Source organism: Massilia orientalis, assembly GCF_030411975.2.
Taxonomy (GTDB): domain Bacteria; phylum Pseudomonadota; class Gammaproteobacteria; order Burkholderiales; family Burkholderiaceae_D; genus Telluria; species Telluria orientalis.
The window spans coordinates 121,741-133,417 of record NZ_JASNRB020000019.1 but is presented as its reverse complement, the minus strand read 5'-3'; the positions used below and the strand labels follow the sequence as shown (position 1 = coordinate 133,417).

15 protein-coding genes are annotated in these 11,677 nt (G+C 60.9%); all 15 read right to left on the bottom strand.

Translation table 11 applies throughout. The features are described 5' to 3' along the window. Positions 1-81 precede the first annotated feature (81 nt). The 15 genes from QPK29_RS25960 to QPK29_RS25890 all read right to left on the bottom strand — a co-directional run bounded on the left by QPK29_RS25960 (position 82) and on the right by QPK29_RS25890 (position 11,533). Positions 82-267, bottom strand: coding sequence for a hypothetical protein (locus QPK29_RS25960; protein ID WP_371770394.1), 186 nt, complete (start codon positions 265-267; stop codon positions 82-84). Between the two features lie 765 nt (positions 268-1,032). After that, positions 1,033-1,260 carry a hypothetical protein gene (locus tag QPK29_RS25955; protein WP_371770395.1) on the bottom strand — a complete coding sequence of 76 codons (228 nt, stop codon included), beginning with the start codon at positions 1,258-1,260 and terminating at the stop codon, positions 1,033-1,035. Positions 1,261-1,408: 148 nt separating this feature from the next. Next, on the bottom strand, positions 1,409-1,888 hold the full coding sequence (locus tag QPK29_RS25950; protein WP_371770396.1) for a hypothetical protein: 480 nt from the start codon (positions 1,886-1,888) through the stop codon (positions 1,409-1,411). Positions 1,889-2,052: 164 nt separating this feature from the next. Next, the gene (locus QPK29_RS25945; protein WP_371770397.1) at positions 2,053-2,436 is read right to left on the bottom strand and encodes a hypothetical protein; all 384 of its coding nucleotides are present in this window, start codon (positions 2,434-2,436) and stop codon (positions 2,053-2,055) included. 211 nt (positions 2,437-2,647) lie between these two features. Next, positions 2,648-5,218, bottom strand: coding sequence for a lytic transglycosylase domain-containing protein (locus QPK29_RS25940; protein ID WP_371770398.1), 2,571 nt, complete (start codon positions 5,216-5,218; stop codon positions 2,648-2,650). Further along, positions 5,218-6,744 (bottom strand): hypothetical protein, encoded by a 1,527-nt coding sequence (locus QPK29_RS25935; RefSeq protein ID WP_371770399.1) that lies wholly within the window; start codon positions 6,742-6,744, stop codon positions 5,218-5,220. The genes QPK29_RS25940 and QPK29_RS25935 overlap by 1 nt, the downstream gene beginning before the upstream one ends. Positions 6,745-6,753: 9 nt before the next feature. Next, positions 6,754-7,551, bottom strand: coding sequence for a hypothetical protein (locus QPK29_RS25930; RefSeq protein WP_371770400.1), 798 nt, complete (start codon positions 7,549-7,551; stop codon positions 6,754-6,756). After that, on the bottom strand, positions 7,548-7,994 hold the full coding sequence (locus tag QPK29_RS25925; protein WP_371770401.1) for a hypothetical protein: 447 nt from the start codon (positions 7,992-7,994) through the stop codon (positions 7,548-7,550). The genes QPK29_RS25930 and QPK29_RS25925 overlap by 4 nt, the downstream gene beginning before the upstream one ends. Next, on the bottom strand, positions 7,991-8,236 hold the full coding sequence (locus QPK29_RS25920) for a hypothetical protein (protein ID WP_371770402.1): 246 nt from the start codon (positions 8,234-8,236) through the stop codon (positions 7,991-7,993). Before QPK29_RS25920 ends, QPK29_RS25925 begins: the two co-directional genes overlap by 4 nt. Before the next feature lie 12 nt (positions 8,237-8,248). Continuing rightward, the gene (locus tag QPK29_RS25915) at positions 8,249-8,461 is read right to left on the bottom strand and encodes a hypothetical protein (protein ID WP_371770403.1); all 213 of its coding nucleotides are present in this window, start codon (positions 8,459-8,461) and stop codon (positions 8,249-8,251) included. A 107-nt stretch (positions 8,462-8,568) separates the two neighbouring features. Next, positions 8,569-9,927, bottom strand: a complete 1,359-nt coding sequence (locus QPK29_RS25910; protein ID WP_371770404.1) for a replicative DNA helicase — start codon at positions 9,925-9,927, stop codon at positions 8,569-8,571. After that, entirely contained in the window at positions 9,924-10,676 is a 753-nt protein-coding gene (locus QPK29_RS25905; protein WP_371770405.1) for a helix-turn-helix domain-containing protein, read from the bottom strand. The genes QPK29_RS25910 and QPK29_RS25905 overlap by 4 nt, the downstream gene beginning before the upstream one ends. Beyond that, a complete protein-coding gene (locus tag QPK29_RS25900) occupies positions 10,676-10,870 on the bottom strand; it encodes a hypothetical protein (RefSeq protein ID WP_371770406.1) in 195 nt (64 codons plus the stop codon). Before QPK29_RS25900 ends, QPK29_RS25905 begins: the two co-directional genes overlap by 1 nt. Then, positions 10,867-11,301: a helix-turn-helix domain-containing protein gene (locus QPK29_RS25895; RefSeq protein WP_371770407.1), complete on the bottom strand. Its 435-nt coding sequence runs from the start codon at positions 11,299-11,301 to the stop codon at positions 10,867-10,869. Before QPK29_RS25895 ends, QPK29_RS25900 begins: the two co-directional genes overlap by 4 nt. Beyond that, positions 11,294-11,533 (bottom strand): hypothetical protein, encoded by a 240-nt coding sequence (locus QPK29_RS25890; protein WP_371770408.1) that lies wholly within the window; start codon positions 11,531-11,533, stop codon positions 11,294-11,296. Before QPK29_RS25890 ends, QPK29_RS25895 begins: the two co-directional genes overlap by 8 nt. Positions 11,534-11,677: the final 144 nt, after the last annotated feature.

The window sequence follows — 11,677 nt, the reverse complement described above, 5'->3', positions numbered from 1 at the left end:
TTGGATGGGTTGAAATTATCGCAGATGGGCAAGGCCCGTGGCACGTGGTGCGGATGAATTGATCAGCGCTTCCCTAGATCTTCACTGCTTCGACCTGCTGTGAATCTTCCTCTGCCCCGTACGGGAAGTACGGCCGCCGCACTCGCCCGGCCCCCGGTCCTTCACCAGCTTCTCGGCCAGTTCGCTCGATACCCATATCGAGACGCGGCGGAAGCCGGCCTTCTTCATCCGGAGTTTGTACAGCACCAGGCGCTCTGCACTTGTCATCTAATTTCCCTCATACGGTTTAATTAAGATAGCCGACAGGAGTTTCAGCGGTGCAATATGTTGTTAACAAGAAATTATCCTCAGGGGCGCTTTTGAACATCTATTGCCATTCCTCTTCGTTGCTTCGGTCGATCGTCGTCGTAACTCTGCTGGCAACAACTGTCATCCCGGCCGGCGCGGAAGCCGACGATACGGCCGAATGCCGAGGTTACGCTGGACCTGGCGGAGCCTGCTATTCCGGCCCCGGTGGTGGGCTTTACGCAGGACCTGGTGGCGGACTTTACGCAGGCCCGGGCGGCGGCCTGTATGCCGGGCCTGGCGGAGGTCTCTACGCAGGTCCAGGCGGGGGAATGTACGCAGGTCCAGGCGGGGGCTTGTATCAAGGCCCGGGTGGCGGACTTTATCCGGGACCAGGTGGCGGCATATACGCTGGGCCGCCGTCAGATGATGGTTATAAAGGACCATGGAGTCCATGCATTACTGGTGTGCTCGGTAAGCGCTGGACGAAGGAACACTGCCCAGCCTGATCAGGCGCTGTCTGTAGCCCAGTCCGCTTGATGGGCTATCTGGTAACGTTCAGACAGTGTTCCATGCTGCAGTACAAACAAGAACCACATGACGCGAGTATGCATTCTCGTTTCGCCAGCCGAGGCCATCTTCCTCGCGCACGCGCGCGCGAAATGGTCTCACGACTCGGCCGGTGCTCTAATTCCCACTACTGTGCGGAGCATCACGGCTGCCGTGGGATAACGAAACGTTACCCCATCAGCGTGGCCCCAGGCCGGCCGCTATCATCATGAAGTCTCGCGCCTCTGCGATCTGCTGCCCGCTGGCCTGCGCTTGCATGGCCTGTAGGGCAAGCATCGCGTAAGCGGCGGGGCTTTTCTCCCTCATCTGTTCGATGATGTCTAAGCCATGCTTGGCGAAATCGTCGGCCAATGCCTCCATGAACGACTGCGCCGTAACCGGCTGCTGTGCCTTTGGTCGTGCCATTCTCTCTCCTTACGCTTCCAGTGCAGTCATTTGCTCGTCCACCATGCGCATGTATTCGCGCAGTTCCTGCCTCTCGCGCCGCCATGCCTCAGTGCGCATACCGTGCCGCAAGGCATTCTGAGAGGATGCCTCCTTGCCCTGGTCAGTCTTAGGCCCCGTCGACCGCTCCCAGGGTCGCCATGACCGGATCAGCTCCGCTTGCCGCTGCCGGCGCTCCAAAGTCCATCCGTTCGCCATGTGATGCCTCCAAAAGTTCGTTCGTCGGGGTTATGTCTTTCTCACGCGTGCGCGCGATGTCGGCGGAAACGCCCACCGGCCCGTTGTTCACCTGCTGCTGCTCCGCGATGTTGGCCTGTTTGATGAACGTCGCCGAACGCGGGTTCTTGACGTCGCTCAGGGTTTGCAGGGTCGCCCGGGATTGGCTCTGCGCCTTCAGGGCCAAGCGAAGATATGCCTCGGTCGCCTCCAGATAACCTGACCCGAGGTTGTTAGCCGCACGCTGGGCCATCATGTTGAAGATCACGTCGAGCGTATGCGCCTGGGCCACGAGCATGGCTTCTACCCGGTCCATCGAACCTCCGTTGACGCTAAGCGCCTGCTGCTCGATGTGCCTGTGGATCTCGTTCACGTCCGCACCATCCTTGAGGCAGTGGTACATGTAGACGGTAGTTGCCGCATTAGTCGCGGGGCTTGTGACTACCCGGGCATGTACTTGGCCGTCCGTCTCATCAGGCCTTGAATCGATCCTGATTGAGGTCTGAGGCTTTCCGCTTATGACACGGCTTTTCTCGGTCATGCGTGCCCCTGCTCAGCGGGCGCGCCCCACGACCACATGACCCGGGTTATGAGCGCATTGGCAAATTCTTCGTCATCGTCGCGCGGCTTAATTCGGGCGAGGTCCCCGAGGCACGCTTCTTTGGTCGCCTGCATCGATTCCACGTACACCTCATTCAACGACGTCGCGAGCGTGTTCGCTTCGGTTACGTCGAGCGCGTGCTGCAGGCTCGGCCCAAAGGCTGCACCGTTCGGGTTGGTCACGATCAGGGCGTGCACAACAGCCTGGAGCGCTTGGAGCCGACCGCCGCCCTCTGACATCACCTCTGCCAGCATCTTGAAGCCCCTCTCGAGCGCGTCGACGCGGGCGCGCAGTTCGGCAATCTCGTCATCGTTGTGCATACTCTACCTTTCCCAATTATGTTTACAATGGAGCAACATGAATCTTGTTTAGCATGTGCTCATCATTCCTCGCGATCATCTGACCATATGGACATTCAGACTCTTGCCGTTGGCCTATTCGCCTGTGCCCTGGTGTATATGGCCGTGGTTTTCACGCTGATGCTGTTCCATGAAATCGTCCCGAACTACATTTCTGGCTATATGCTCGGGCTCACTTTGTCGTCTTTCGTGCGGAAGATCCGGCGCCAGCGTTGGTACCGCCGATTCGCAGCATATCGGCGAGGAAGTGCGACTCGTTCGAGTTCAAAGGCGCCGAAACCCCGGGGTTCGTGGCGCCGTTCACGAGATCCGAAAGACGCTGAGTACGTTGACTTTCGAGAAGTCCCCTAGACAGGCCGCTCACGACCGGAATCTTGCTCTCCTTGCCGATGTTCAATGCCTTGTTGCTCAGGCCGCCGGTTACGGTCGAATTGACCAGATTGGCGGCGGCGCTTGTGGTGTTCGACGTGTTGACGGCGGCAGACTTCGGAGCCATCAGGGCATTCTCCGCCACCTCTGCCAGGCGCTTGAGCGTCGCGTTTTCCTCCGGCGACAGCACCTGTTGAAGTCGCGCCTGACTGTTCGGATCGTTGACGATCTTTTTCAGCGCCGCCTGCGAGAAGATGCCGTTTTCGTCCGTGCTGCCGTTCAAGACGTTGCGCTTGATCGAGTCGAGCACCGCTCCCTTCACCGCGGCGGCGGCGTGCGGATCGGTCTGACCAAGCAGCTTCATCGTGACCCCAATGTCCGCTGCATTCCCGCCAAGGATGTACTTGGAAATCACCTTATCCGGTTCCTGCCCGGTGATCGCCGCCTTGTACAGTGGTACCTGGTCGATCAGGTCGAAGCGCTGCTTGGCCGCCTGGCGCGCTGCGGCCGCGAGCTGCGCGGCCTGTCCACCTGTAGCCGATGAGCCGGCGCCGTCCTGAATGGAGCGTTGTACCGACTGGCGTAGTTGGTCGAGCGCGCGGGCCTGGACCAGATTCTTCGGGTCGTAGTTCGCGTTGATGTTCTTGATCAGGCCTTCCGCGTCCTGAATGCTGAAGGTCTTCATCTGCGTTCCGCCGCTCAGGCCGAGTCCTTCAAACTTCCTGCGCACCGCAGAGGGCACCGCATCGCCGAAGTCGTCCATCACGCGCGCATAGTCCTGCGCCAGCCCCTGCAGCGGAACGTCGAGATCCCGGCCGGTCGCGTTGCGGAAGGCGTCATAGGCGGCGCCGACCCTCGCGCGCGCGGCATCGTCGGCCGAGCGCAGGGACGCCAAGGCCGTCTTCCCGGCGTCGACCACATCCGGCGCGTCCTTGGCGCCCAAGGCGTTGAGGTTGTCGATCAGCGCCCGGTTCTGTCGCTGCAACAGGTCAGTGATCGGCTCTCCAACCCCATGCACCCCGCGCAGATTCTGTTCGACTGCGAATTGCATGGGGTCGCGCGAGATCTGGCCGCTCGTCATCGGCACCGGCACCGGCAGGGAATTGGCCTGAGCCAGGCGACCAAGCGCCTTGTCGTCTACCGGCTTGCCAGTGCGCAGGGCGTCTTGCACCTGGGCGCGGAGGCCGGCGAGATATTCAGGTGGCACTTCCGATGGATCGACGCCCTTGTGGGCCAGCGTATTGGAGATGAGCTGTTCGGCGTCGGCACCTAAATTTTTGACGGTGCCAGATACCGTCCTATAGGCGTTCGTGACCGCCTTAACGCCAGAGTTAAGGATGCTGCCGAGCGTTGCGCCAATCGGCGCACCCACGGCTCCGCCAAGCGCACCCGTCGCGCCTTGCTGCAGCTTAGTCAGCCAGAACGGCTCGCCTTCCTTCACAGGGGTAGTTGTAGCGCCCGCTACGGCGCCGGCCTTTGCACCATTCCACATCATCGATGCAAGGCCACTTTCCGCGCCAGCGCCAGGGACAAGCTTGTTGATTGGGTTGACGGCCAACCCGAGCACCTTGCCCCCAAATTCCGCCACAGGGTGCTGACCAGTGTACGGCGCCACTTCCTGATCCATCCTGGCTACACCTCGTTCGGCGTCGTGTTGGAGCCAATCGCCGATCCCATCCGCGCCTATCGCACTCAGTCCTTTACCGACAAGCTGCTGCGCGCCGAGCATACTTGTACCAAACGCGTGCCCAGCTTGAGCGCCCAAATTCGTAATAGACCAGTGGTCTTCCGGCTTGGCCGCATTGGCCGGCGCGCTGGTCTTGGACATCAGCACCGTAAATGGGTCGGCGTCCTGATGTTGCGACGACGTCGGCGCACTCGGCGGCATGGTCGCTTGGCTGCCCTTGGACATCAGCACGGAGAACGGATCAGGGGCGCCAGACTGCTTGTCGTCGACGACCGGCGGCAGACCCGGCATACCCCGCGACTCTTGATCTTGCCCACCCTGATATGCGCTCATGATGCCCTTTACGTAATTCTGAGTTTCTGGGTACGGCGGAATGCCGCGATGCTTGTCGACGGCGCCCGGCCCTGCGTTGTAGGCGGCGAGCGCCGTAGGCACGTCCTGGTACTTGTCCAACTGCTGCGACAGATACTTGGCGCCGGCCATGATGTTCTGCACTGGGTCGTTGATGTCGGCCACGCCCATTTCCTTCGCGGTCCCGGGCATGAGCTGCGCGGGGCCGATGGCGCCCTTGGGCGATACCGCACCGGGATTGCCGCCGCTCTCGCGCTTGACCACGAGCGCGAGTAGCTTCGGATCGACGTTGAACTGTCGGCCGGCCTGCTCGATGATGTCACCGTAGTCCGCCATCACTGAGGCCCGTTGATGAAGCCGTTCTGCACGGCCCAGTTGTACTGGGTCCGGAAGGTCTTCTGCTCTTTCTGGCTCATGCCTCGCACCATTGTCTGCACTTTGGACGGGTCGAGCTGATCAGCCACGAACACACGCGGGTCCATCGTCGAACCGAACTGCGATTTCCACTTGGCGTATTCCGAGGGCGGCAGGTTCGCACCTTCCCAAGCCTTCATGCGCGCCTGATCCATGCGCTCCAAGGCCATGTTGACCTTCACCACGTCCTGCGCCGCCAGGTTGGAAATGTGCGTGCTGCCATTCCCGGTCATGGCGGCCGAGAGCTGCGCGTCCGTGCCATGACCGAACGATGCGGCCTTCTGTTGCGCGTACTGGGTAAGGTATTTGCTCGCCTCGTCGTAGCTTTGGACCTTGTTCGCCTGATCCGGGGTAGCAAGACCGAGCGTCACGAGCGTGCCACGCATCGCCTGCAGCTTGTCCGCGTTTTGGCCGCTGTCCGCGCGGCCCAGTGCAGCGGCAGCGTTTTGCAGCATGTTGATGCGCGTGTTCGATTCGGCGTTCGATTTCTGATCCGCTACCAGCAGATCGCCGCCGGCCGCGTTCGCCCTTTGGCCCGCCTCCACCACGCCGGCAGGCGGCTTGATCTGGAAGCCGCCGCCAGGGTAACGCCCGTTCTGCGTCCCCATGCCACCCGGCTGCACGCCTCCCTGCTGGTTCGGCTGGGACCGCATCTGCGGCGGCAGCAAGACGCCAAGCCCGGTTTGCTCCATGGCTTGCGCTTTCGGGACCAACTTCACCGAGCCGTCAGGGTTAGTCACTTCGACCATACCCGCAGCCTCTGCCGGGCTGAGCGTGTTGTTCATCGTGCCAACCACTTTCGGCGCGCCGATGCCGAACTTGTTCGAGCTGACGGCTTCCGTTTGGCCGCCAGTGTTCACGAAGTTCGTGTCGTTGCCCTGTTCGCTCGGCTTGAGGACGCCATTGCGCCCAATTTGCAACCAGTCGCGCAGCGCCCCCGGGTCATCCGTCTGCGGCATATGCTTGAGGCTGGTCAGCACAAGCCGGGCCGCAGCGGGGTTCTGGTCGACATATTGGGACATGCCGTCGTAGATGTCGTTGCGTGTGATGTCACCCTTCTGAAGGAGAGCGCCCATCACGGCGCCCATCGACTCGCGCTGAGACTGGTTCAAATCTTGCGCACCTTTTTTGATGGTGAGAGCGTCCTTCGCCATCTCATTGAAATGCTTGGACAACTGCTGACCGAAGTATGCAGGCGAAGCACGAACGGCGGCGGCGCTCGCCCCCACCGCGTCAAAATTGCCGTCCTGGTCTCGAAATTGGTTCCAGTCGATTTTCGACAGGTTCTCGCGCTCCTGGAGTTGGGTTGCTAACTGGTTCTGCTGCAGTTGGCGCGTCTGCTGGTCTTGTAGTTGGCCTTGAATGCCGAGCAAAGCTGAAACCGGCTTGAGCGCGGTGTCGAAGCTTGGCGGCTGGGCCTGTAGGGCGATAGTGGGGTCGAGTGCCATAGTCGATCCTTACGCGTAACCGGTGAACTGAGCCCCATCAAGACCAGTTCCGTTGATGGGGGAATCGATGGAGTTGCCGAACCTGGCGCCCACGCCTGCTGTCGCACCGGGCTGGCCGAACAGCTTCCCGCCCGTCATGTTGTTGAGCATGTAGTAGCCCATGCCAGTGTTGATCCCACCGGACAGCGCGTTTGCCTGACCCACGGTGCCAGCGGCTTGGGCGGCCGCACCCGATGTGAGCGTGTTCGCGATATTGTTAGTCGCCTGCACGCCCATGTTACCTGCGCCGGCCGCCGCGTTCTCGCCGATGCCGAGCAGGTCGGCAAGCCGCTTATACGTGGCCTCATTCGTGGTCATGTAACGGCCGAAGGCGCCCTGAAATGCATTAGCCGCCATGCTCTGATTGAAGTTGATCAGGTCTTTGAGCGCGGCGCCCGACAGCACGCCATCCTTCGCGGCCTGGCTGTTCTGGAGCGCCTGCTGGCCCTGCTGCAGCTGGAAATCGTAGCCTGGGTCTTTCCACTGCTCCCAAGTCTGCGCATTGAATGGCTTCGTCAGACTGCCGTACGTGTTGCCGTCGGTAGGCGCGCCCAGGCCCAGGAGGTTGCGCAGCGAGCCTTGCGCGTCATAGCCGGAGTTGATGAACGGTTGCAGGCTGTCGCGCGTCTGCTGGTACTGCTGCTGCTGGAGGGCAGCCGCGTTGTTAGCTGCGTCGGCCTGGGTGTTCGCGGCCGATCTCGCCGCGTTCCCGGAAATCATTCCACCGACGATCGTACCGCCGGCTACTGCTGCTGCTACCCAGCTCATTCGATTACCTCCTGCGCCCGCGGCGCTTCCAGTTGCGGGCGCTCGATGAGAAGCGCCTCAAGTTTCGATAAGTCGGTTTCAGGTGTGATGTGCACGTTCGTGCAGACGACATCCGTATGCGCATAGCCTGCGCGCTTCAGCCCAGGGCGGCACACCATCTGAAACGGCGCCTGCACGCGGCGCAGGCCATCTTCGGTTGCGATCGTGAGATCGCCCTTCGACACGATGAAGATGTGTTCCGTGGTGTGCACGTGCCCCGTCAGCACCGTGCCGGCCGGGATTTCGATGGTGCGGATGTAGAGCCCTGGCGCGAAGTCATGCATCGTCGGGATTTCGACCTGCGGCATATCGAGCATTGCGCGTTCGAGGTCGACGATCCGGGCGGCCGGACATCCGTCGCCAGCCTGGACGGCGCCAGCGCTCGCTTGTATTGCGGCCGTCATGGCTGAACTCCCTGCAGATGCTCCAGTACGCCTTGTCCGATCTTAGCGAGCGCCACCGCCGATTCGACGCGCAAGAACTCGGCGAACGTAGCCGGGCGAATTTGGACCGTCTCGCCAGCGTTGAGCATCGCCAGCAGATCCTGCTGGGTCACCCAATGCGGTGAAGGATCGGCGCGGAGGCACGGCAGAGGGTCGCCCACTTCCTTTGACAGCTCCGCGCCGAAGTACGTCAAACTTACCATTCAGGACTCCAATCACTCGTTAGATTTGATTGTCGGCTCATCCATTCTCATTCCATGCGAAAGTGATGGAGGAATGTCGAGCGCCGCATTGAGATCGCGGTAGGCCTGCGAAACGTGCACGCCATAGCGGGCGCACAGCCTGCTTGCGATCAGTTCGCGCGGATGGCCTTGCCTCAAAAGCTGCTCGGCGAAGACTATGCGCTGGGTCGCCTTGGGCAGCGCCATGAGCAACTGTCGCTTGGCCGAATCTAGGAGCCTTTGCCGGGCCTCTGGGGTAAGACCTGACTCCGCTTCGATGGCGCGAATATGATCGAGGTACGCTTGCGGCCGCATTAGCGCAACCCTGCCGCAAGGCCTCGGCCGGCCGGCTTCTTCGGCTCGTCACGATGTGGCGCCCACGGCCGCCCGAGATCCACGAACCGCGTATATGCCGCCTCGTACCCAAGGCCGACCATGCCTGGCTGTCCCTGCCGCTGTTTGGCAACATTGACCTCCGCAATGCCTTGATCGGGCGTGTTCTCGTTGTAAAGCTCGTCCCGGTACAGGAAAACGATGTTGGCGGCGTCCTGCTCGATGCTCGAAGACAGCGCGAGGTCGGCCATGATCGGGCGCCTGTTCGTGCGTTTCTCACACTCGCGATTCAGTTGGGCCAGTAACAGGACGGCGCAGTCCAACTCCTTCGACAGAGCCACCAAGGCGCGAGTAATCTCGCCAATCGCATAGGCCGCGTTGTCGTACTTCTTTGCCGCTGTGATGAAGCTCAATTGGTCGATCACCAGCAGATCGAGGCCATGCCGGCGCTTGATCTGGCGCGCCTTGGCCCTGATAGCCATGACGGACAAGGCCGTCTCGTCATCGATGAACAGGCGCAGGTCTTGAACGCGCTTGATGGTGGGGGTAAGGCGCTCCCATGTCTCATCGTTTCGCTGCGAAGGAGAGCGCAGCCAGTTAAGCGGGATTTTGCCGATAGCAGCAATGTTCCGATCGATGATCGCGCTCCGCTTCATTTCCATGCTCAGGAACAGCGCGACACCAGAGCGGGCGACGTTACGAGCAACCCCCAGGCCAAAGGCTGTCTTCCCCGTGCCGGGGCGGCCTGCTGCCACGGTAAGCGTGCCGCGCTCCAAGCCGCCGACAAGCTGGCGATCGAGAGCGTTATATCCGGTCTCTACCGGGCGGATCAGCCCCTCCATACGGCGGTCGATCAGGTCCAGGTAATCAACCAAACTTTCAGCCAGCAGGACAGGTTCCGAGCCGCCTTTGCGCTGGCCGATTTCGTCCAGCCTTGCCGCGAACTGGTCGCAAACGCTTTGCGGGCCTTCCGGGGCGTTTTTTGCGGCGGCATGAAGATCGGTGGCGACTGCCATCAGAAAACGCCGCTGAGCGCGTTCTAGCACGATCTCGGCATGGTGGCGGATGTTTGCCGCGCTCGGCGAATTGCTATGCAGCGTTGCCAGGTACTGAAACGCGTCCGGAACGCGGTCGCGCAATGTGTCGGCCAACGTGACGACATCAACCTTGCGGCCGGCGCCGATTTGCCGGCGCATCTCGGCAAAAATGGTCTGATTGTCTCCAACGTACAGGTGCTCCGGCATCAGGTACTGGATATTGTCGAGTGCATCGTTATCGCGCAGTAGGCCGCCGAGAACGCACTGCTCGGCTTCCGCGTTCCACATTTCACGCTCGCTCATACCCAATCCCTCTTTGCAGGCTTGTTCACGCCTTGCGCTCGCTGTTCTTGAACGCCGACGGTTGTTAGGACGTACTGGGCCGATCCATCATCAAAGCGCCAGAGCTTGAGCCAGTTACCCTTGATGGCGTTCGCGAATGTCTGTGCCCAATCGGCATACCGCTTGTCGGGCTGATCCTCGGTGTACCTGGTCACGAATGCCTTCCAAGCCAGTTCGATGAAGTCGTCAGGAATGCCCGCACTCTTTGCGTACCTCAGGGCCGCGCTATCGGAAGGGATCACCGGAACGCCCTCTGCCTCACATTGCGCTTTTCGTTCGGCCAAAGTCATTTCCTGCTTCTTCCCGCGCTTTGCGCGAACCTTGGGAGCTACCTCTGACGGTTCATTGATGGTTAATGACGGTTCGGGTGCAACGGGTTGCGGGGGTGGGGTGCAAGCTGTTGCGGGGGTGGGGTGCAAGCTGTTGCATCCCCCTGCAAGGTTTTCGGGGCGCAAAGTTTGCACCCGATACAGGTTGCTACCGCCGCGCCCAGCGTTTCGCCTAATTTCCAGCTCGCCGCCTGCCTCAAGCTTTTGCAGGAGGTATTGCGTGTTGCGCGGGCTCATCCGGATCTTTTGGGCCAACGTAGCCACCGAGGGAAATGCATGCCCCTGATCGTCGGAGAAATCCGCAATCGCGAGCAGCAAGAGCAGTTCGGAGCCGGAAGCCTGGGACTGTGCCCAGACCTTAGCCATGACTTGGATAGACATCAGATGCCCACCTCCCGGGCGATAGCGGTCATCGCCCGTTGGTACTCATCAGATGTGGCGCCTGGGTGCAGGGTGATCCATTCTTGCTTCCTGGCCTCGTATCGAGCATACGAGTTGCAGACAGTGCGGCGCCTGACGGCGGCACGTTGCACAAGGTAGGCCTCTTGGGCGGCTCGTTGGTTGAAGGCGTTCATTTCGCCTCCTGCTGATTGACGGACGACTGTTGCGGCGCCTCTTTGAGCATGACGTACTGCGCCACGTTCACATGCTGGAAGCCGTCAGAGTCGGTAGTACCTACGCGCTGAGTCAGGATCTCGCAGCCGCGTTTGCGGAGGTCATTTACTCGACCGCCAGGGTGCGAAATCCCTTGAGTACGCAGGAAGTGCGTCGTCTGCGGCCCCTCGCGGAGGAAGGCCAACAGCTTGGCAATCTGTGCGCCGGTCGACGTGCTGCGGCTGCGCTTTGCCTTGGCGTCCGCCTCGGTCTGATCAGCATTTGCAACCGGCACGGGAATCGTCGTATGATTCGCTTGCTGATCGATTTGGAATGCTGTCTTGGCCTGGCCGCCGGAGACATTGGAAACGGCACCCTCACCGGTGCCGTTTGCTTTTTTGGGGTCAGCCATGAGTCACCTCCTGGCCGTTCAGCAACTGGGAAATTTCGGAAACCGGCCACAATAGGCGATTGCCGAATTTCACCGGACGGATGCCAAAGCAATGCCCGGTAAGGCAGTAGTTTTTGCGGATAGTTTGACTTGCCCGGTTAGCAGCACGGGCAAATTCGGCGGTCTGGATGTGGTCGCGGCCGGCAGCGATTGCGGCCAATTCGGACGGGATGGATTGAACGATTGCAGACATTCTCAACACTCCAAAATCCTGCCTTACTCGGCGGGACTTGGAGCGCTGATAACGTGCCTAGTTCGTTTCAACGCCCCAAGTCTTCCGTCGTGCTTCGGCAGATTGCTAGGCGTTGATATGTTCTGATGTTCGCAGAGGGGGAAA

Bases quoted from the DNA above. Each gene is read 5' to 3' on its own strand.
- QPK29_RS25890 (WP_371770408.1), bottom strand. From the start codon at position 11,533: ATGTCTGCAATCGTTCAATCCATCCCGTCCGAATTGGCCGCAATCGCT.
- QPK29_RS25945 (WP_371770397.1), bottom strand. From the start codon at position 2,436: ATGCACAACGATGACGAGATTGCCGAACTGCGCGCCCGCGTCGACGCG.
- QPK29_RS25915 (WP_371770403.1), bottom strand. From the start codon at position 8,461: ATGGCGCTGCCCAAGGCGACCCAGCGCATAGTCTTCGCCGAGCAGCTT.
- QPK29_RS25910 (WP_371770404.1), bottom strand. From the start codon at position 9,927: ATGAGCGAGCGTGAAATGTGGAACGCGGAAGCCGAGCAGTGCGTTCTC.
- QPK29_RS25895 (WP_371770407.1), bottom strand. From the start codon at position 11,301: ATGGCTGACCCCAAAAAAGCAAACGGCACCGGTGAGGGTGCCGTTTCC.
- QPK29_RS25955 (WP_371770395.1), bottom strand. From the start codon at position 1,260: ATGGCACGACCAAAGGCACAGCAGCCGGTTACGGCGCAGTCGTTCATG.
- QPK29_RS25925 (WP_371770401.1), bottom strand. From the start codon at position 7,994: ATGACGGCCGCAATACAAGCGAGCGCTGGCGCCGTCCAGGCTGGCGAC.
- QPK29_RS25905 (WP_371770405.1), bottom strand. From the start codon at position 10,676: ATGTCTATCCAAGTCATGGCTAAGGTCTGGGCACAGTCCCAGGCTTCC.
- QPK29_RS25900 (WP_371770406.1), bottom strand. From the start codon at position 10,870: ATGAACGCCTTCAACCAACGAGCCGCCCAAGAGGCCTACCTTGTGCAA.
- QPK29_RS25935 (WP_371770399.1), bottom strand. From the start codon at position 6,744: ATGGCACTCGACCCCACTATCGCCCTACAGGCCCAGCCGCCAAGCTTC.
- QPK29_RS25940 (WP_371770398.1), bottom strand. From the start codon at position 5,218: ATGGCGGACTACGGTGACATCATCGAGCAGGCCGGCCGACAGTTCAAC.
- QPK29_RS25930 (WP_371770400.1), bottom strand. From the start codon at position 7,551: ATGAGCTGGGTAGCAGCAGCAGTAGCCGGCGGTACGATCGTCGGTGGA.
- QPK29_RS25960 (WP_371770394.1), bottom strand. From the start codon at position 267: ATGACAAGTGCAGAGCGCCTGGTGCTGTACAAACTCCGGATGAAGAAG.
- QPK29_RS25920 (WP_371770402.1), bottom strand. From the start codon at position 8,236: ATGGTAAGTTTGACGTACTTCGGCGCGGAGCTGTCAAAGGAAGTGGGC.